An 18,643-nucleotide genomic window follows, 5' to 3' on the forward strand; every position below is an offset into this window, starting at 1 on the left:
CCGCGTCCCCAGGACAGGACCGGGCGGTACCGTCGACCCGTGACGATCGCACTGCGCCGGGTGACCGCGGACGACTGGGCCGTCTGGCGCCCCGTCCGCCTGGCCGCCCTGGCCGATGCGCCCCAGGCGTTCGGCTCCCGCCTCGAGGACTGGCAGGACGCCCCGGAACACCGGTGGCGGGCACGGTTGTCGCTGCCGGGAGCGGTCGACCTGCTCGCGGTCGAGGACGACGTCGTCGTGGGGATGGCGAGCGGGGTCCCCGACCCGGACGACCCCGCGCTGGCCGAACTGATCTCGATGTGGGTCGCGCCGGACGCCCGTGGTCGGGGGCACGTCGCGCTCCTGGTCGACGAGGTCGCCCGCGTGCTCGTCGCGCAGGGGGTGGCGCACCTCGAGCTCTCGGTCATGCCCGACAACGACCGCGCCCGCCGGGCGTACGAGCGGATCGGCTTCACCGCGACGGCCACCCCCGGCGACCGGCTGCCGGACGGGCGGTACGAGACCGTGATGCGCCGCGACCTCACCCCCGAGCGCACGCTCCTCGCCTACGAGCGCGGTGCGGACCGCTACACGGAGCGGACCGACGACCACCGCGCGGGGCTCGTCGACGACCTGCTCGCCCTCGTGCCAGACCGCGCGCACGTCCTGGAACTCGGTTCGGGCCCGGGTCGGGACGCAGACGCCCTCGAGTCGGCGGGGCTGCGTGTCGACCGCACCGACGGCAGCGTCGCGTTCGTCGACCGCCTCCGCGCAGCCGGCCACGACGCCCGGGTGCTCGACGTCCGCCGTGACGGCTGGGGCGGCCCGTACGACGCCGTCTTCGCGAACGCCGTCCTGCTGCACGTCGCACGGGCGGACACCGGCACGGTGCTCGAGCGTGCCCGACGCGCGGTCCGCCCCGGCGGGGTGCTCGCGGCGACGGTGAAGCGCGGCGACGGCGACGGCCGGGGCGACGGCTGGAGCGACCGGAAGCTCGACGACCCCCGCTGGTTCACCTACTGGGACGAGGACGCCCTCGCCGAGGCCGTCACGAGCGCCGGGTGGGTGGCCGTCGACGTGCGGGAGACCACCCGCCCCGGTGCCGAGGAGCGCTGGCTGACCGTGACGGCCCGTCGGCGAGAGGGGGACCGACCGTGAACCGTGCACTCCGTTGGACCGCCTGGGTCGTCACCGTGGTGGTGCTGCTCGCGGTGGTGTTCCTCGTGTACGCGAACATCGTCATGCAGGGCACCCGGAGCGCTGCACTGCAGGTCTGGCGCGACGACCGTGTGGCCGTGCGCGACGCCGGCGACAGTGTCGTGATGACCCCGACCGGCAGCGACGACGGCAGGGGGATCGTCTTCATCCCGGGCGCGAAGGTCGACCCGTACGCGTACCTGGCGACCTTCCGACAGGTCGTCGCCTCGGGCACCACGGTCGTCATCACGAAGCCGACGCTCAACCTGGCGTTCTTCGACACCCGCCCGCTGTCGACCTTCGAGGCGCACGCCCCCGGGGTCCGCACCTGGGCGGTCGGCGGCCACTCGCTCGGCGGGGTCCGTGCGTGCCAGCTCGCGCAGGACGCGGACGGGCTGCTGCTGCTCGGCAGCTACTGCGCGAACGACGTCGCCCGCTCGTCCGTCCAGGTCCTCAGCGTCTCCGGCTCCCGTGACGGCCTCTCGACGCCGGAGAAGGTCGCGGCCGCCCGCGACGAGCTCCCCTCCACGGCGCGGACGGTCGAGATCGAGGGGGCGAACCACGCCGACTTCGGCGCCTACGGCGACCAGCCCGGCGACCGCTCGGCGACGATCTCGCGCGAGGACGCGCGGGCGCAGATCAGCGCGGCCGTCCAGGACTGGGTGCGCACCCTGGGCTGACGCGACCACACGACGGACCGGAGGCCCGGTGCCGGCCGGCACCGAGCCTCCAGGCCGTCAGCTGGTCGGGGGAGCGGTCAGTGGATGCGACCCGCCTCGTGGTCGCGTCCGGTCCGGCGGCCCGTTGCACGGGCGACGAAGTACAGCACCACGCCGACGGCCAGCAGCAGGGCGGCGTAGAGCCAGACCTGGCCGCTCTGCTGCGTCAGCAGCAGGATGCAGGACACCACCCCGAGCACCGGCACCCACGTCCACACCCGGAAGTGGTCGTGTTCGACCTCGTCCTTCCGCAGCACCAGCACGGCGACGTTCGTGCTGATGAACACGAAGAGCAGCAGGAGCACGACGGTCTCGGCGAGCGTGCCGACGTCGCCGACCAGCGTGAGGGCCATCGCGACGACCGTCGTGGCGACGATGGCGACCCACGGGGTCCCCCGGTTCGGCAGGACCTTCGCGAGCAGGGCGGGCAGGAGCCGCTGCTCCGCCATGCCGTACGTGACGCGGCTCGCCATGATCATCGTGAGGAGGGCACCGTTCGCGACGGCGACGAGGGCGATGATGCTGAACACCCAGTCGGGGATCGGGACGCCGGTCGCCGAGACGACGGCCAGCAGCGGGCCGCTCGAGTCGGACAGCTCCGAGGCGGGCAGGGCGATCGAGCTCGCGAGCGCGACGAGTACGTAGACGACGCCGGCTGTGGCCAGGGCGCCGAAGAGGGCGCGGGGGTAGACGCGGCGGGGCTCGCGGACCTCCTCCGCGATGTTCGCCGAGGTCTCGAAGCCGACGAACGAGTAGTAGGCGACGATCGCGGCGCTCAGGGTCGCGAGTGCCGGGTTCGCCTCGGCGGGGAAGGCACCGACGCGCGAGACGTCGCCGCCTCCGCCGCCGAGCATGACCGCGACCACGACGATGACGATGACCAGGCCGGAGACCTCGATGATCGTCATGACGACGTTGCTCTTCAGCGAGTCCGAGATGCCGCGGGCGTTCAGGCAGGCGATGAGCGCGAGGAACACGATCGCCGTCGGCACCGGCGGCAGGTCCACGAACGTGCCCAGGTAGTCGCCCGCGAACGCCAGCGAGAGCCCGGCGGCGCTCGTGACACCGGCAGCGAGCATGCTGAAGCCCACGAGGAACGACACGATGGGCGTCTTGTACGCCCGCTCGGCGAACACCGCGGCGCCGCCGGCCTTCGGGTACTTCGTCACCAGCTCGGCGTACGAGCCCGCGGTCAGCAGGGCCAGGAGCAGCGCGAGGACCAGCGGTGCCCAGAGCGCGCCGCCGACGTCCTTCGACAGGGTGCCCATGAGCGCGTAGATGCCGGCGCCGAGCACGTCGCCGAGGATGAAGAGGAACAGGAGCGGGCCGGTGATCGCCTGCTGGAGCTTCGAGCCCGATCCGTCCTGGTCCGTCGTGGTGGTGCTCATGTGGTGCCTTCCGTCACGCCCAACCTCGACGGGTCGCGGTCCGAGCGCTCCCGGAAGGTCCGTTCGGCGCGGTCGGTGCCCGGGTGCTCGGTCCTCCACGGGTTCCTCCCGAGCCTGAGCGTCCGGGCCGGGGCGGTCCTAGACTCGATCGGAGCCGAACCGACCACCGAGACCAGAGGAACCCCGATGACGATGCCGGACCGGCGCACGCCCGCACGACTCGCCGACACGCGGGCACTCCTGTTCGACCTGGACGGTGTGCTGACACCCACAGCCGACGTGCACATGCGCGCGTGGAGCCGCCTGTTCACGCCGTTCCTGGCGGACCGCGGTGTCGCGCCGTACCGCGAGCAGGACTACTTCGACCACATCGACGGCAAGCCGCGCTACGACGGCGTGCGGTCGCTGCTCGAGTCCCGGGGCATCGAGCTCCCGCAGGGCTCGCCGGACGACGGCCCGGGCAGCGACACCGTGTGCGCGCTCGGCAACCGGAAGAACGCCGAGTTCACGGCCGAGCTGACCGAGCACGGCGTCGAGCCGTACCCGGGTTCGCTCCGGTTCCTCGTCGCCGCGATCGCCGCCGGCATGCAGGTCGCCGTCGTGTCGAGCTCGGCGAACGCGACGCAGGTGCTGCGCACGGCGGGCATCGTCGACCACTTCCCGGTGGTCGTCGACGGGCTGGTCGCGCGCCAGGACGGCCTGGCCGGCAAGCCCGCGCCGGACACCTACCTCGACGCCGCCGGACGCTTCGGGCTCGCCCCGGCCGAGTGCGTCGTCGTCGAGGACGCCACGAGCGGGGTCGAGGCCGGCCGGAACGGCGCCTTCGGGCTCGTCGTCGGCGTCGACCGCGGTGCCGGTGCCGACGCGCTGCGCGAGCACGGGGCCGACGTGGTCGTGCGCGACCTCGCCGAACTCGTCGACCAGCTCCCGGCCCCGCGCACCAGCTAGTCCCCCACCCGGAACGGCCCCGACGGCGTGGCCAGACCGTCCGACCACCGCACGACTCCTCCATCCCACGGAGCACACGCCATGAACCCCATCACCTCCGACCCCCTCGACCGCGTCCGCTACCCGGTCGACGAGTGGGCACTCGTCGAGACCGAGTACGCGCCGGACGAGCAGGGCGTCGCGGAGACGAACTTCGCGGTCGGCAACGGCTACCTCGGCCTGCGCGGCAACCTCGACGAGGGCCGCGGCGGCGTGCAGTACGGCACGTACGTCAACGGCTTCCACGAGACCTGGCCGATCCGGCACGCCGAGGACGCCTTCGGCTTCGCCAAGACCGGGCAGACGATCATCAACGCGCCCGACGCCAAGGTCATCCGGCTGTACGTCGACGACGAGCCGCTGGTGCTGGCCGAGGCCGACATCCTCCGGCACACCCGACGGCTCGAGTTCCGCGGCGGGTACCTGTACCGCGAGACCGAGTGGTCGACGCCGTCCGGCAAGCGGGTGCTCATCCGGGCCCGCCGGCTGGTCTCGTTCACCGACCGGCACCTCGCCGTCATCGACTACGAGGTCACCGTGCTGGACGGGGACGCCTCGATCCTGCTGTCGAGCCAGATCCTCAACCGGCAGGACGTGCAGGACGAGTACCACGCGGGCATGCGCGCCGCGGCGAACGCCTTCGATCCCCGCAAGGCCGAGGCGTTCACCGAGCGGGTGCTCGAGCCGAAGCTCAAGCGCAGCACGGGCGGCCGGTCGCTGCTCGGCTACCAGGCGTCGAGCTCGGGCATGACGATCTGCGTCGGGGTCGAGCACCACCTGGAGACCGAGAACTCCTGGGACGAGGCGTCGTCGATCGAGGACGACCTCGCGAAGCACGTCTACCGCGTGCAGGCCCGTGCCGGCGTGCCGATCCGGCTCGTGAAGCACATGGTCTACCACACGTCCCGCGGGGTGCCGGCGCGGGAACTCGCCGACCGCTGCGAGCGGACGCTCGACCGTGCTCGCGCCGAGACGGTCGAGGAGACCTTCGCCAAGCAGCACGCGTGGATGGACGACTACTGGACGCGCAGCGACGTCGAGATCCCGGGGCAGCCGGCGATCCAGCAGGCGGTCCGGTGGAACCTGTTCATGCTCGCCCAGGCCACCGCCCGCACCGACGGGCACGGCATCGCGGCGAAGGGCGTCACGGGCTCCGGGTACGGCGGTCACTACTTCTGGGACATGGAGATCTACGTCCTGCCGTTCCTGTCGTACACGGCGCCGATCGTCGCGCGGAACGCGCTGCGCTTCCGCTACAACATGCTCGACGCCGCCCGGTCGCGGGCGCGCGAGCTGAATCAGCGCGGGGCGCTGTTCCCGTGGCGGACGATCAACGGCGAGGAGTCGAGCGCGTACTACGCGGCCGGTACCGCGCAGTACCACATCGACGCGGACATCGCGCATGCGCTCATGCAGTACGTGCGGGCCTCCGGTGACACCGACTTCCTGAAGCGCGGGGCGATCGACATCCTGGTCGAGACCGCCCGCCTGTGGTCCGACCTGGGTTTCTGGCGCTCGAACGGCGACAAGAAGTTCCACATCGACGGCGTCACCGGGCCCGACGAGTACACGACGGTCGTCGACGACAACCTCTACACGAACGTGATGGCACGGGCGAACCTGTGGTTCGCGGTGAACGCCTGCCGGCAGCTCGCGACCGACGACCCAGAGGAGTACGGCCGCATGATCCGCCGCACCGGGCTGGTCGAGGACGAGGTCACCGAGTGGGAGCACGCCGCCGAGTCGATGGAGATCCCCTTCGACCCGCACCGTGGCATCCACCCGCAGGACGCCCAGTTCCTCGACAAGGAACTGTGGGACCTCGAGAACACCCCCGAGTCGAAGCGGCCGCTGCTGCTGCACTACCACCCGCTGGTGATCTACCGGTTCCAGGTGCTCAAGCAGGCCGACGTGGTACTCGCGCTGTTCCTGCAGGGCCACGAGTTCACGGCGGCCGAGAAGCGTCGCGACTTCGACTACTACGACGCCCTGACGACCGGCGACTCGACGCTGTCCGCCGTGGTGCAGTCGATCATGGCGGCCGAGGTCGGGTACCACGACCTGGCGGCGCAGTACTTCCTGACGGCGCTCTACGTCGACCTCGCCGACCTGCACGGCAACACCGCGGACGGCGTGCACATCGCATCGACGGGTGGCATCTGGGGCGCGCTCGTGAACGGCTTCGGCGGGATGCGCGACCACGGCGGTCGGATGACCTTCAACCCGCGGCTGCCGAAGGACTGGGAGCGCCTGACCTACCGCATCCAGGTGCACGGCTCGCGCGTCCGGATCGACCTCGAAGAGGACACGATGACCTTCACGGTGGAGACCGGCGACGGCTTCACCGCGTGGGTGCACAACCAGCAGTGGGACGTCACCGCGGGGGCGCCGACGGTCGTGCCGCTGGCCCACCACGGTCCGCGGATGAGCGGGCACGCGCCGACCACGAGCGACATCCAGGGGACGCTCCGGGCGGACGGGTCCGTCATCACCGCGTCGATCCCGATGATCTCGCTCGACCGCGGCCTGGACGTGGACGAGACCACCGCCTGACGCCCCGGCCTGGAGGCGCGGTGCGGGTCCGCCCCGTGCCGCGCCTCCTCCTGTTCCGCCTGCACACGCGTCCAGCCGGAGGCGGGCAGCGTGGTCGTCCGTGCCCCCGGGCCGACGGCGTCTCCTGCGGCACGAGCAGTGCATCGAGAGGAGACACACATGGGCAAGCGGTTCGAGGGCAAGGTCGCGATCGTCACCGGAGCCGGGTCCGGCATCGGTGAGGCGACCGCGCGGGCGTTCGTCGACGAGGGCGCGGACGTGCTGCTCGTCGACAGCGTCGAGGACAAGGTCCGTGCCGTCGCCGACAGCCTGCCGACCGGTCGTGCGGTCGCGCTGCAGGCGGACGTGGCCGACCCGGCAGCGTGGGAGACGATCGTGTCCGGCGCGGTGGACCGGTGGGACCGCATCGACGTGCTCGTGAACAACGCCGGCACGTTCACCTCGGGTGACATCGCCGACATCGAGCCGGACGAGTGGCACCGGGTCATCGAGACGGACCTGTCGAGCGTGTTCTACGGCACGCGGGCAGCGCTGCCGTTCCTGCGGGAGACGACGGGGTCGATCGTGAACACGTCGTCCGTGTCGGGCATGGACGCGGACTGGCGGATGAGCCCGTACAACGCTGCGAAGGGCGGGGTCTCGAACTTCACGAAGGCCGCCGCGCTCGACAACGGGCAGTTCGGCGTCCGCGTGAACGCCGTCGCGCCCGGGCTCATCTGGACGGACATGACCCAGCAGCAGGCCGAGGACGAGGAGCTCCAGCACGAGTTCGCGGAGCGCGTCTCGCTCGGTCGCGGTGGCCGTTCGGAGGAGGTCGCCGCCGCGGTGCTGTTCCTGGCCAGCGACGCTGCGTCCTACATCACGGGTGCGGTGCTGCCGGTCGACGGTGGGACGACCGCGAGCAACGGGCAGCCGGCGCAGTCCTGACGCCCCTCGCGCAGCTCAGAGCAGCTTGCGCAGGGTGTTCGTGTTGCGGGTCGTCGTCGAGCGCTTGAAGCGTGCGGCGGCGGCCCGCTTCGCGAACGTGGTGCCGGTGCTCGACCCCTTCGGGCAGGACCAGTAGACGACGCCGTCCCCTCGGGTCACGCGCTCGACGGCGTCGTCCGCGTCGAGGTCGGCGACCAGGTCGGCGAGTGCGGTGTCGTCGGAACCGAAGACGACGTAGTCGTGACGATCCGGAGCGGAGTCGAAGGGGAAGGCGTCGACGACCGCGGCGAGGTGGTCGTGCGGCACGAGGACGATCCAGGCGTCGTACCCGAACCGGTCCCGCAGGCCCTGCTCGATCCTGGTCTGCACGTCCGACGTGTCGTCCGGCGCGGTGAACACGACGTTGCCCGAGGCGAGGACCGTCCGCACGTCGGTGTACCTGAGGTCCCCGAACAGCACCGCGAGGTCGGCGTTGCGGATCGTGATCCCGTTGACGTTCACCCCGCGCAGCAGCGCGACCCACCTGGCCATGTCGGAACCGTAGCCTGCGCGGCGGTGGTGGGGCGAGCCTCCCGGCCGATCCGCGGCGACCGTTGCGCAAGAGCCGTTGCGCAAGAAGTCTTGTGCATCTATGGTCGAGCCATGGACGTGCAGCGACTCGACGACGCGGCGCAGATGCGTGCGCTCGCCCACCCCACCCGGCTGCGGCTCGTCGGGCTGCTGCGGACCGGTGGCCCGCAGACCGCGACGATGCTCGGCGACCAGGTCGACGAGGCACCGGGGACGATCAGCTACCACTGCAGGCGCCTGGCCGACGCCGGCTTCATCGAGCCGGCACCCGAGGTCGGCACCGACCGACGTGAGCGCTGGTGGCGGGCGGTCGCGCAGCACACGTCGTGGAACCTCGCCGACGGCTTCGACGACCCCGACCGGATGGTCGCCGGCACCGCGCTCGACCGGACCGTCGCGCAGGCGTACGCCGACGAGTACACGGCGTTCCTCGACCACGTCCCGGCCTTCGGGCGCGCGTGGGTCGCGGCGTCGAACAGCGGCGACCGGACCCTCCGGCTGACGGTCGACGAGCTCCGTGCCCTCGGGTCGGAGCTGCAGGGCGTCCTCGACCGGTGGGAGGCGCGGAGCGCCGAGCACGGACCCGGCGACGGTTCCGAGCGGGTCACCGCGGTCGTCCAGAGCTACCGGTCGGCGCGCCCGTGAACGCGCACTGGCGGCTGCGGTCCCTGCTCGCGGTGCAGGTCGTCTCGCGGACGGGCAACGTCGCGACGACGATCGCGGTGCCGTTCGTGGTGCTCTCGCGCGGCGGGTCGGCGACGGACGTCGGCATCGCGGCCTTCGCGGCGACGGTCCCGATCGTGCTCGGCGGAGCCTTCGGCGGCGTGCTCGTCGAGCGGTTCGGCTTCGTCCGGTCGAGCGTGGCGTCCGACCTGGTCAGCGCCGCGACGCTCGTCGCGATCCCGCTCCTGGCGTGGACCGTCGGGCTGCCGGCCTGGGCGCTGCTCGTGCTCGTGTTCCTCGGCGGTCTGTTCGACACCCCGGGGGAGTCCGGCCGGCGGGTGCTCCTGCCGGGACTCGCGACGGCGGCGGGGATCCCGCTCGAACGCGCCGTCGGACACTTCGAGGCGTCGGTGCGCTTCTCGGTGCTGCTCGGCGCCCCCGCGGCGGGACTGCTCGTGGGTGCCGTCGGGCCGCTGCCCGCACTGGCCGTGACCGCCGCCGTGTTCGGGGCGGCAGCGGTGCTCGCTGCGCTCACGCTGCGGGGTGTGACGGTGCACCCGGAACCGGACGCAGTGCCGGCCGAGGCGTCGGCCGGGTACTGGCGCGACCTCGGCGCCGGTCTGCGCTTCTGCGTGCGCGACCCGCTCTTCCGGCTCGTCATCGCGCTCGTCCTCGTGACGAACCTGCTCGACGCGGCCCGCTCGACGGCGCTGCTCCCGCTCTACGCCGACCGGGTGCTCGACGGCGCGCAGTCGCTCGGGATCGTCAGCGGGACCTTCGGCGGCGCGGCGTTCCTCGGGTCGCTCGCGTTCGGCTACGTGGCGCACCGGGTACCCCGGCGGATCACGTTCGTGGTGTGCTTCGTGCTGGCCGGGGGACCGTCGCTCGTGGTGCCGGCGCTCGGGCTCGGGCTGCCGTGGGTGCTCGGCGCGTGCGTGCTGTCCGGCTTCGCGGCGGGCGCGCTCAACCCGATCCTCGGAGCCGTCGAGCTCGAGCGCATCCCGTCGCACATGCGGGCCCGGGTGTTCGGGCTCCTGTCGGCGGGGTCGTGGGCGGGCATCCCGCTCGGCGGACTCTTCGGCGGCATCGCGGCGGACGGCATCGGGGTGACGGGGACGTTCGGGATCGTGGCGGTGGTCTACACGGTCGTCACGCTGTCGCCGTTGCTCGGCGGATCGTGGCGGCTCATGGAGCGGCGGGCGGCTGCCGCCGATGCGTCCGGGGCGGAGCTCGCTGAGCGTTCCGCTGTCTCGCACTGAGCCCTTGTGTTCAGAACGCGTTCTGAATAACCTCGTTGCATGACCCTCGTAGCTCCCACTCGTCGACGACGCTCGGTCCAGTCGTCCGATCTGTCCCGCCATGCGAAGGACGTGTTCGCGGCGGCGGAGGTCGAGCCGCTCGAGGTGACACGTCGTGACGGCAAACCGCTCGTCCTCACGACCAAGGAGCGCTCTGACGACGATGAGGCGGTCCTCGACATCGCGGCGCAGCTGATCGCCGCCATGACCGTCAACGTCGAACTCCCGCTGCAGGACCGGCTTGCGATCCCCTACCCGTGGTTGAAGCTCCTCAGTGCTGACGACCAGGTGCGATTCGCCAAGGAGATCACCGAGATCGCGCGCGGCTCCTTCTCGCTGCGCCAACCGCGGACGCTCCTGCTCGAGATGCAGGCGTGGCGCAACTCTGCCGAGGCGATCGCTGCCGGGTGGGACGGTTCGGAACCGCAGCTGCTCGACGAGCCGATCGCCGTCGAGCGCCCCTGACCGAGCCGTGGGCCGACGGACGACGGTGCCACGGCCGGTGCGCACCACGGAGTACTCCCTCGTGTTCCTGACCCGGGCAGCGGAGGTGGGCTGGCGCGACCTCGTGGCGACGCAGCGGAACGCCGTGGCGGACGCATGGGACCGTCTGACGACGGACCCACTCACGGAGGACCTGGCGTGTCACGCACTCCGCGGTGAACTGGGGATCGTCGTGCACTCCGGCCGGCAGTGGACACGGCGGCAGATCGAGCTGAAGCGCGGGGCAAGGATCTGGTTCACGGTCGACGAGTCCCAGCGCACCGTCGGCGTGATCGCTGTGCACACGCACCACCCGAACGCCACGAAGTAGTCCGTCCCGCACTTGCTCAGAGCGACCCGAGCAACGCTCCGGTAGACGAGGAGCATGACGGACGAGCGCAACGCAGACGGCCAGGCAGCCGACGGACAGGGACCGGACGACGCACACGTGGTGCCCGAGGGGGTGTCCGAGGCGACGGTCGAGGCGCTCGGCACGCTGTCGGCCGCACTCGAGGTGCTCGAGCACGCGCGTGGCCTGCTGTACGGGTTCCACCGACTCACCGGGACCGCTGACCTCAACCTCGGCGAGGCCGTCGAGCAGCTCCGGAAGGCCGGGCACACCGAGCTCGCCGAGCGGATCGACACCGAGCTGGTCGGCCGCAACGTCATCGACGGGCGCTGGACGTTCCAGATCGTCGAGGACTACGACGACAACTACTACGCCCTCGCCAAGGAGCTCGAGCAGACCGCTCGCGACCAGCTCGTCGGGGGCAAGCGCCACCTGTACGAGGCGAGCATGAAGGAGGACCGGCGCACCCCGGGCCGACGCCGCCACGAGGCCAAGCCGGCCGACCTGCGGGACTGACCCAGCGCCTCCCGGCCGGAGCCGACCCCGCAAGACGCAATGAAGGCGACTGCCCGCAGCGATGTACCGCTGCGAGGAGTCGCCTTCGTTGCGTTCCGCGAGGGGGAACGGCGGGGCGCGCTACCCGACGCCGAGCAGCGCCTCGAGCGGCCCGCGCGCGAAGTACAGCAGGAAGCCCGCGGCGACGACGTAGAGGAGCCACGAGACCTCGCGGCCGCGGCCGGACAGCAGCTTGATGAGCACCCAGCTGATGAAGCCGGCGCCGATGCCGTTCGCGATCGAGTAGGTCAGCGGCATCACGACGATCGTCAGGAACGCCGGCAGCGCCGAGCCGAAGTCCGTCCAGGAGATGTCCGCGACCTGCGCGACCATGAGGGCACCGACGACGACGAGTCCGGCGGCAGCGACCTCGAGCGGGACGACCTGGGTGAGCGGCGTGAGGAACATCGACGCCAGGAACAGCAGACCGGTCACGACCGAGGCCATGCCCGTACGGGCACCCTCGCCGATGCCCGACGCGGAGTCGATGAACACCGTGTTCGACGACACCGAGGCGCCGCCACCGGCGACGGCACCGACACCCTCGACGACGAGCGCCGACTTCAGGCGGGGGAAGGTGCCGTCGGGCTTCGCGACACCGGCGGCCTTCGCGAGTCCGGTCATCGTGCCCATCGCGTCGAAGAAGTTCGTGAAGACCAGGGTGAAGACGAGCATCGACGCGGCGACCGGGCCGATGCGGGTGAAGGCACCGAAGACGTCGGCGTGCCCGACGAGCGACAGGTCCGGCAGGGCGAAGAGGGCGTTCGGCAGGCCGGGTGCGTTGAGGTTCCAGCCGGTGAGGGAGTCGACCGAGGTCGGGACCTTGAAGATCGCCTGCAGGATGATCGCGACGATCGTCGTGCCGACGATGCCGATGAGCAGCGCGCCCTTGACCCTGCGGGCCATGAGCGTCCCGATGACGACCAGGCCGATCAGGAACACGATCGTCGGCAGGGCCGCGACGGAGCCGTCCTCACCGAGCTGCAGCGGCGGCGAGGCGTTCTTCGTGGTGCGGACGAACCCGGAGTCGACCAGACCGATGAACGCGATGAACAGACCGATGCCGACGGTGATCGCGGCCTTGAGCTGCGCGGGCACGGCCGTGAAGATCATCGTCCGGATGCCGGTCAGCGCCAGGATCACGATCACCACGCCGTTGATGACGACGAGGCCCATCGCCTCGGCCCAGGTGACCTGGTGCACGACGCTCACGGCGAGGAACGAGTTGATCCCGAGGCCCGCGGCGATGCCGAACGGCAGGTTCGCGACGAGGCCCATCGCGATCGTCATCACACCGGCGACGAGGCCGGTCGCGGCGGCGACCTGCGCGTTCTGCAGCCAGCCACCGAGGACGTCCTGCGGGGCCTGGTCCTGGCTGAACCCACCGAGGATCAGCGGGTTGAGGATGACGATGTACGCCATCGTCACGAAGGAGACGAGACCACCACGGATCTCTCGGGGGATGCTCGATCCGCGTTGCGTGATCGAGAAGAAGCGGTCGAGGCCGGATGCGAAGCGGTTCCGGGGCGGGGTGTCGGTCTGCTGGGCGCTCACCGAACGAGTTTACAGAACGCTGGGAGCGCGGCGCGTCGCCCTGGCTCGATCGTGCTGACGGACGGGAGGCGCGACCCACCGCCGCGGGGTACGACGCGTCCGGCAGGCGGCCGCGTTCTGCGGCCATCCGACGGTGTTGGATGAGTGCGTGAACGAACGTCTGGACCGCGCGCGGGTCGAAGCCGCCGTGCGTGAGCTCCTCCTCGCCGTCGGCGACGACCCCGACCGCCCCGAGCTCGAACGGACCCCGGCACGCGTCGCGGACTCGTACGCCGAGTTCTTCGCCGGCATGGGGGTCGACGCCACCGCGATCGCACGCTCCGGCGCCGTGCACTCCGAGGACGGTGAGCGCGGGCAGCTCGTGGTCGTGCGGGACGTCCGCTTCCGCTCGATGTGCGAGCACCACCTGCTGCCGTTCATCGGGGTCGCCCACCTGGCCTACGCGCCCGGGGAGCAGCTCATCGGGCTCGGGACCCTGTCCCGTGTGCTCGACGCCGTGGCCTCGCGGCCGCAGCTGCAGGAGCGGCTCGGCGAGCAGGTCGCCGCAGCCGTCACCGAGGGGCTCGACGCCGACGGCGTGCTCGTCGTGCTCGACGCCACCCACCAGTGCGTCACCGCGCGCGGCGAACGGCAGTCGGGCTCGTCGACGGTCACCGTCGCGGCGACCGGCTCCCTGGCCGACGCGGCGGGGCGGGCCGAGGCGATCGCGCTCATCGGTGGCGGTACCGGTGCCGACCACGGGGCGGACGCATGACGAGCGAGCAGCCGACCACGGGCCTCCAGGCCGTGTCACCCGCACCCGGCTGGGTCGTGCCGGACCTGCGCGACCCGGTCCGCACGATCGGGCGTCGCACCTTCGACTTCGACCGCCGCATCGCCGTGATGGCGATCGTGAACCGCACGCCCGACTCGTTCCACGACAAGGGCGCGACCTTCGCGCTCGACCGGGCCGTCGAGGCCGCCGTCCGCGCTGCCGACCAGGGCGCCGACTGGGTCGACATCGGCGGGGTGAAGTTCGCGCCGGGGCCGGAGCTGTCCGCCGACGACGAGATCGACCGGGTGCTGCCGGTCGTGGCCCAGCTCGCCGAGCAGTCCGACGTCGTCATCTCGGTCGACACCTTCCGGCCCGAGGTCGCAGCGGCGACGATCGCCGCCGGTGCCAGCGTCGTCAACGACACCACCGGGCTGTCCGACCCGCGGATGGCCTCCGTGGTCGCGGACTCCGAGGCGACCATCGTCATCACGCACTCGACCGCGCCGCCGCGCCAGGAGCTGCCGAAGCCACCGACGTACGACGACGTGACCGTCTCGGTCGTGGACTTCCTGCGCGGACGGGTCGACCGGGCGCTCGCCGCGGGCATCCCCGAGTCGCGGATCATCGTCGACCCGGGGCACGACCTCAACAAGAACACCGTGCACACGCTCGAGCTGACCCGGCGTCTGCCCGAGGTCGTCGCGCTCGGGTTCCCGGTGCTCGCAGCGGTGTCGAACAAGGACTTCGTGGGGGAGTCCCTCGGACGTCCCCGTGGTGCTCGCTTGTCGGGATCGCTCGCCGCGGCCACGGTCAGCGCGATGCTCGGCGCCCGGATCGTCCGCATGCACGACGTCGTCGAGAGCGTCGACGCCATGCGCATGGTCGAGGCGGTCCTCGGCTGGCGCGAACCCGTGGAAGCGAGGCACAACACGTGAACGGCCCCTCCCTGCCGACGTCCATCGCGGACCTGTCCGACGACGACCTGCTCGACCTGTACACCGCGGACGTGCCCGAGGGGCCCTGGCTGCGGGTGAACTTCGTCGCGACGCTCGACGGCTCGGCATCCGCGTCGGGTCGCACCGCCTCGCTCGGCGGGGACGACGACCTGCGGGTCTTCGACCTGCTCCGACGGGTCGCCGACGTGGTGCTCGTCGCCGCGGGCACCGTGCGCGACGAGGAGTACGGGCCGATGGTGCTGCACGACGAGGACGTGGCGTGGCGCCGGGAGCACGGGATGTCCGACCACCCGGTGTTCGCGATCGTCACGAACTCCGGGTCGATGGACGCGGGGTCGCGGGTGTTCACCGAGGCACCGGTGCGGCCGATCGTGCTGACGTCCGGGTCCGGGGCGTCGTCCTCGTCGGGGCGGGCCCTGGCGTCCGTGGCGGACGTGGTGGAGTGCGGCTCCGCTGCTGTCGACGTCGGCGCGGTGCGCTCGGCACTCGCGTCGCGTGGGCTCGACCGCATCCACTGCGAGGGAGGTCCGTCGTTCCTCGGGGCGCTCGTGGCGGGCGACGCGGTGGACGAGCTGACGCTGACGGTCGACCCGACGCTCGAGGGCGGGGAGGGCCCTCGGATCGCGACCGGGTCCTCGCCGGAGCTGCGGCGCATGCGGCCCGCGCACGTGCTGCTCGGCGACGGCGGTGTGCTGTTGACGCGGTGGGTGCGTGCCCGTGACGAACGGTGACGGGCACCCGTACTGAAACGTGACATGCCAGTAGGCTCGTGGCATGGATGCGATATCCTTCCCCACGCTCTTGACCACCCGGCCACTCGTCGCAACGGGAGCCGTCCTCGTCGCCCTCGTCAGCGGCCTCGTGACTGTGCCCGACCCAGCGGCCGCTGCCCCGGGGGCCTCGACGACCTCGACCGAGCGGGGCATCCGGGACCTCGTCGAGCAGGCGCAGTCCTGGGAAGCGCTCTCCGACAGCGAGACCACGGCGGCGGTGGCGGTCTGGTCCGGTTCGGGAAGGACGTCCTCGAGCGGACTCCCCCTCGACCTCGCACGGGCGCAGACCTTCGGGACGGTCGACGGGACGGTCCTCCGGGTGCCGTTCGCCGCCGGCGCCGGAGTGTTGGCCGAGTCCAGCGTCACTGCGGTCCTCGACGGCGGGCGCGTCAGGACCTGGAGCGAGCTGGTCCTGACTCCGAAGTCGGCCGACTCGGGTCGCTTGCAGACCTGGATCAACGGTATCGCCGGTCTCGACCGTGACGTCACAGCCGGACCGGCGGCGCGCTCGACCTGGTGGAGCCGGTTCTCGTCCTGCCTGAACAGTGCCGGGGTCGCAGCGTGGGCCATCACAGCCCTCACCATCGCGTGTTCTGCGGCGTGCCTGGTCACGGCGGGTATCGGGTGCATCGCCTGCATCACTGCCGCCGGGGCGGCGACCAGCGGGACGATCTCCTTCTGCGCCGGGAAGGCGAGCCGAGGGTGAGTCGCCGATCGACCCGGCGCGGCTCGATCGCCGCTGCCGTGCTCTGTGGTTGCGCTGCGGTCGTCATGGTGAGCGGCCGCATGGTCCCCGCGCTCCGAGAGGTCTCAGCGGTGGTGTGGATCACGACCCTGGCGCTGATCGTCGCTGCGGGTGTGGTGATCATCCGGAACCGGCGGTCGGGTGACCGGTAGGGGCTAGGGTCGGACACGTGATCGACGTCGTGGTGTCCGGGGTGCTGTTCGACATGGACGGGACGCTCGTCGACTCGACCGCCGTGGTCGAGGACGCATGGAGCCGCTTCGGGGCGGAGCACGGCATCGACCCCGCCGAGATCCTCGGCTTCTCGCACGGCCGCCAGACGATCGACACCGTGCAGCGCTTCCTGCCGCACCTGGCCCCGGACGAGCAGCGGGCGATCGTCGAGACGATGATCGCCGCCGAGATCGGGTACACCGAGGGCATCGTCGAGGTGCCGGGAGCGGCGGCGTTCGTGCGCCGCCTGCTCGACACCGGCGTGCCCGTCGCCCTCGTCACGAGTGCTCCGCGGGCGCTCGCGGTGGAGCGGATGACTGCCGCGGGGGTCGCCGTGCCCGAGGCGCTCGTGCCGTCCGAGGACGCCGAACGGAGCAAGCCGCACCCCGAGGGCTACCTGCGTGGCGCAGCCCTGCTGGGGGTGCCGGCCGAGCGCTGCATGGCGTTCGAGGACGCTCCCGCCGGGGTCGAGGCGGCCGTCGCCTCCGGGGCGACGACCGTCGTCGTCGGGACGCTCGAGGGACCGGTCACCGAGGGCCTGCCGCGCATCGCGGGGTACGACGGCATCGAGGTCGTCCGCGAAGGGTCCGCTTTCCGCATCCGGGGCTGAACGTCGGCTCCGGACTGCGAACGTCCCCAGGGCGAGCGGACGACCGTGGTCCTCGCGCCGGGAGACACCCGGCAGCGGAAGGAGCGACCATGGCAGCCCTCGACGGCAAGAAGATCCTCGTCATCGCGACGAACTACGGTGTGGAGCAGGACGAGATCGTCGTCCCCACCGACCAGCTCCGCGAGCGCGGTGCCGACGTGACGGTGGCGGCGCAGGAGTCCGGTTCGATCGAGACCCTCGTCGGCGACAAGGACCCGGGCAAGTCGGTGTCCGTCGACACCACCATCGGCAGTGTCAGCGGTGCAGGCGACTACGATGCACTGGTCGTCCCCGGTGGCACCATCAACGCCGACACCATCCGCCAGGACTCGGACGCGGTCGCACTCGTGAAGGCCTTCGCCGATGCGGGCAAGCCCGTCGCCGCGATCTGCCACGGCCCGTGGACCCTCATCGAGGCCGGTGTGCTGCAGGGCAAGACCATCACCTCGTTCCCCTCGCTGCAGACCGACGTGCGCAACGCCGGCGCCGAGTGGGTCGACCAGGAGGTCCAGGTCGACGGCGGCCTGATCACGTCGCGCAACCCCGACGACCTGCCCGCCTTCGTCGACGCGATCGAGCAGGCACTCACCGCCTGACCCCGCTCGCACCACGCAACGTGGGCGACACCTCGCAGGGCTACAGCGCTGCGAGGTGCCGCCCACGTTGCGTTTCGCGGAACGGGCGGAACGGGCGGACCGGGCGGACCGGGCGGGACGGGGCCGACGCCGTCAGAGCGCGACCGGCCGTGCCGTGCGGAGCACCGCGGGGCCGAGCGTCAGCACACCGTCGGACTCCGGGTCACAGCGCACCCCGCCGCGTCCCCGCATCGCCCGGAAGGCACCCGGTGCCACCTCGTGGTCCATCCACGCGCACGGGTTCGCCGGCCGGTACCCCCGGAAGCGCACCGGGCCGCCGGCCCCCGGGCTCTCGAGCGAGAACGGCTCGCCCCGGAGCGCCTCGACGTCGGCGCCGCGCAGGTACACGTTCCGCCGGGTCGCCGCGGGGTCGACCGCAGCGCCCACCGCCTCGCCCACGGCGTCGAGCCCCTCGAGCCCGATCACGGTCACGGTGGCGTGGACGTGGGCCCGCGCGGCGAAGTAGCGGTCCCCCACGATGCCGAGCCCCGCCCGGAGGTCGATCCGGTCGCGCAGCTCCGGACCCTCGGCGGGCAGCGCACCGTCCGCCGGGCGCCCCTCGTACCGGTGGCGCGGTGAGACGAGCAGCATCGCGACCTCGACGTCGGTGCGGAAGGGCAGGTCGCCGGGGCCGGCCACGGGGTCGACGGAGGTCACGGCGCCCACGGTAGTCGTGCCTCCCGGCCGCCCCGAGCG

Annotated in this window: 21 protein-coding genes; 17 read left to right on the forward strand and 4 right to left on the reverse strand. The window is 71.9% G+C overall.

Annotation, left to right across the window (positions count from 1 at the left end; genetic code table 11):
* The first annotated feature begins 39 nt into the window (after positions 1-39).
* Together ACIPEQ_RS11860 and ACIPEQ_RS11865 are read left to right on the forward strand one after the other, a co-directional pair.
* Positions 40-1,137 (forward strand): GNAT family N-acetyltransferase, encoded by a 1,098-nt coding sequence (locus ACIPEQ_RS11860; RefSeq protein ID WP_402715330.1) that lies wholly within the window; start codon positions 40-42, stop codon positions 1,135-1,137.
* Positions 1,134-1,856 carry an alpha/beta hydrolase gene (locus ACIPEQ_RS11865; protein ID WP_402715331.1) on the forward strand — a complete coding sequence of 241 codons (723 nt, stop codon included), beginning with the start codon at positions 1,134-1,136 and terminating at the stop codon, positions 1,854-1,856. The genes ACIPEQ_RS11860 and ACIPEQ_RS11865 overlap by 4 nt, the downstream gene beginning before the upstream one ends.
* Before the next feature lie 77 nt (positions 1,857-1,933).
* Here the strand turns inward: ACIPEQ_RS11865 and ACIPEQ_RS11870 are convergent, their stop codons facing one another.
* Entirely contained in the window at positions 1,934-3,283 is a 1,350-nt protein-coding gene (locus ACIPEQ_RS11870; RefSeq protein WP_402715332.1) for an APC family permease, read from the reverse strand.
* Between the two features lie 186 nt (positions 3,284-3,469).
* Here ACIPEQ_RS11870 and ACIPEQ_RS11875 point away from each other — a divergent pair, with 186 nt between their 5' ends.
* The 3 genes from ACIPEQ_RS11875 (at position 3,470) to ACIPEQ_RS11885 (ending at position 7,750) form a co-directional block, all read left to right on the forward strand.
* Positions 3,470-4,231 carry an HAD family hydrolase gene (locus ACIPEQ_RS11875; RefSeq protein ID WP_402715333.1) on the forward strand — a complete coding sequence of 254 codons (762 nt, stop codon included), beginning with the start codon at positions 3,470-3,472 and terminating at the stop codon, positions 4,229-4,231.
* Positions 4,232-4,312: 81 nt separating this feature from the next.
* Positions 4,313-6,823, forward strand: a complete 2,511-nt coding sequence (locus tag ACIPEQ_RS11880) for a glycoside hydrolase family 65 protein (RefSeq protein ID WP_402715334.1) — start codon at positions 4,313-4,315, stop codon at positions 6,821-6,823.
* A gap of 159 nt (positions 6,824-6,982) precedes the next feature.
* Positions 6,983-7,750 carry an SDR family NAD(P)-dependent oxidoreductase gene (locus tag ACIPEQ_RS11885; RefSeq protein ID WP_402715335.1) on the forward strand — a complete coding sequence of 256 codons (768 nt, stop codon included), beginning with the start codon at positions 6,983-6,985 and terminating at the stop codon, positions 7,748-7,750.
* Positions 7,751-7,765: 15 nt separating this feature from the next.
* Here the strand turns inward: ACIPEQ_RS11885 and ACIPEQ_RS11890 are convergent, their stop codons facing one another.
* Entirely contained in the window at positions 7,766-8,281 is a 516-nt protein-coding gene (locus tag ACIPEQ_RS11890; RefSeq protein ID WP_402715336.1) for a DUF1697 domain-containing protein, read from the reverse strand.
* Between the two features lie 111 nt (positions 8,282-8,392).
* Between ACIPEQ_RS11890 and ACIPEQ_RS11895 the strand changes: the two genes are divergently transcribed.
* From ACIPEQ_RS11895 to ACIPEQ_RS11915, 5 genes are read left to right on the forward strand one after another with little or no spacing between them, the layout of a single operon-like run.
* Positions 8,393-8,965, forward strand: coding sequence for an ArsR/SmtB family transcription factor (locus tag ACIPEQ_RS11895; RefSeq protein ID WP_402715337.1), 573 nt, complete (start codon positions 8,393-8,395; stop codon positions 8,963-8,965).
* Positions 8,962-10,242: an MFS transporter gene (locus ACIPEQ_RS11900; protein WP_402715338.1), complete on the forward strand. Its 1,281-nt coding sequence runs from the start codon at positions 8,962-8,964 to the stop codon at positions 10,240-10,242. The genes ACIPEQ_RS11895 and ACIPEQ_RS11900 overlap by 4 nt, the downstream gene beginning before the upstream one ends.
* Before the next feature lie 39 nt (positions 10,243-10,281).
* Positions 10,282-10,746 carry a prevent-host-death protein gene (locus ACIPEQ_RS11905; protein ID WP_402715339.1) on the forward strand — a complete coding sequence of 155 codons (465 nt, stop codon included), beginning with the start codon at positions 10,282-10,284 and terminating at the stop codon, positions 10,744-10,746.
* 37 nt (positions 10,747-10,783) lie between these two features.
* Positions 10,784-11,095, forward strand: coding sequence for a hypothetical protein (locus ACIPEQ_RS11910; RefSeq protein ID WP_402715340.1), 312 nt, complete (start codon positions 10,784-10,786; stop codon positions 11,093-11,095).
* Between the two features lie 54 nt (positions 11,096-11,149).
* Positions 11,150-11,629, forward strand: coding sequence for a hypothetical protein (locus ACIPEQ_RS11915; RefSeq protein WP_126891031.1), 480 nt, complete (start codon positions 11,150-11,152; stop codon positions 11,627-11,629).
* A 120-nt stretch (positions 11,630-11,749) separates the two neighbouring features.
* Here ACIPEQ_RS11915 and ACIPEQ_RS11920 read toward each other — a convergent pair whose 3' ends face one another.
* Positions 11,750-13,222 (reverse strand): NCS2 family permease, encoded by a 1,473-nt coding sequence (locus tag ACIPEQ_RS11920; protein WP_402715341.1) that lies wholly within the window; start codon positions 13,220-13,222, stop codon positions 11,750-11,752.
* 148 nt (positions 13,223-13,370) lie between these two features.
* On the opposite strand from ACIPEQ_RS11920, the gene folE reads away from it, so the two are divergent.
* The 7 genes from folE to ACIPEQ_RS11955 all read left to right on the forward strand — a co-directional run bounded on the left by folE (position 13,371) and on the right by ACIPEQ_RS11955 (position 17,908).
* Complete coding sequence (gene folE / locus ACIPEQ_RS11925) at positions 13,371-13,976, forward strand: GTP cyclohydrolase I (protein ID WP_402715342.1); 606 nt, start codon at positions 13,371-13,373, stop codon at positions 13,974-13,976.
* A complete protein-coding gene (gene folP / locus ACIPEQ_RS11930; RefSeq protein WP_402715343.1) occupies positions 13,973-14,911 on the forward strand; it encodes a dihydropteroate synthase in 939 nt (312 codons plus the stop codon). The genes folE and folP overlap by 4 nt, the downstream gene beginning before the upstream one ends.
* On the forward strand, positions 14,908-15,663 hold the full coding sequence (locus ACIPEQ_RS11935) for a pyrimidine reductase family protein (protein ID WP_402715344.1): 756 nt from the start codon (positions 14,908-14,910) through the stop codon (positions 15,661-15,663). The genes folP and ACIPEQ_RS11935 overlap by 4 nt, the downstream gene beginning before the upstream one ends.
* A 43-nt stretch (positions 15,664-15,706) precedes the next feature.
* Positions 15,707-16,411 (forward strand): hypothetical protein, encoded by a 705-nt coding sequence (locus tag ACIPEQ_RS11940; protein WP_402715345.1) that lies wholly within the window; start codon positions 15,707-15,709, stop codon positions 16,409-16,411.
* The gene (locus ACIPEQ_RS11945) at positions 16,408-16,602 is read left to right on the forward strand and encodes a hypothetical protein (RefSeq protein ID WP_402715346.1); all 195 of its coding nucleotides are present in this window, start codon (positions 16,408-16,410) and stop codon (positions 16,600-16,602) included. Before ACIPEQ_RS11940 ends, ACIPEQ_RS11945 begins: the two co-directional genes overlap by 4 nt.
* Before the next feature lie 17 nt (positions 16,603-16,619).
* The gene (locus tag ACIPEQ_RS11950) at positions 16,620-17,273 is read left to right on the forward strand and encodes an HAD-IA family hydrolase (protein ID WP_402715347.1); all 654 of its coding nucleotides are present in this window, start codon (positions 16,620-16,622) and stop codon (positions 17,271-17,273) included.
* Positions 17,274-17,362: 89 nt separating this feature from the next.
* Positions 17,363-17,908: a type 1 glutamine amidotransferase domain-containing protein gene (locus ACIPEQ_RS11955; RefSeq protein WP_402715348.1), complete on the forward strand. Its 546-nt coding sequence runs from the start codon at positions 17,363-17,365 to the stop codon at positions 17,906-17,908.
* Positions 17,909-18,040: 132 nt separating this feature from the next.
* Here the strand turns inward: ACIPEQ_RS11955 and ACIPEQ_RS11960 are convergent, their stop codons facing one another.
* The gene (locus ACIPEQ_RS11960; protein WP_402715614.1) at positions 18,041-18,538 is read right to left on the reverse strand and encodes a molybdenum cofactor biosysynthesis protein; all 498 of its coding nucleotides are present in this window, start codon (positions 18,536-18,538) and stop codon (positions 18,041-18,043) included.
* Positions 18,539-18,643: the final 105 nt, after the last annotated feature.

It is taken from the genome of Curtobacterium sp. NPDC087080, from assembly GCF_044745105.1.
In the GTDB taxonomy this organism is placed as follows: Bacteria; Actinomycetota; Actinomycetes; order Actinomycetales; family Microbacteriaceae; genus Curtobacterium.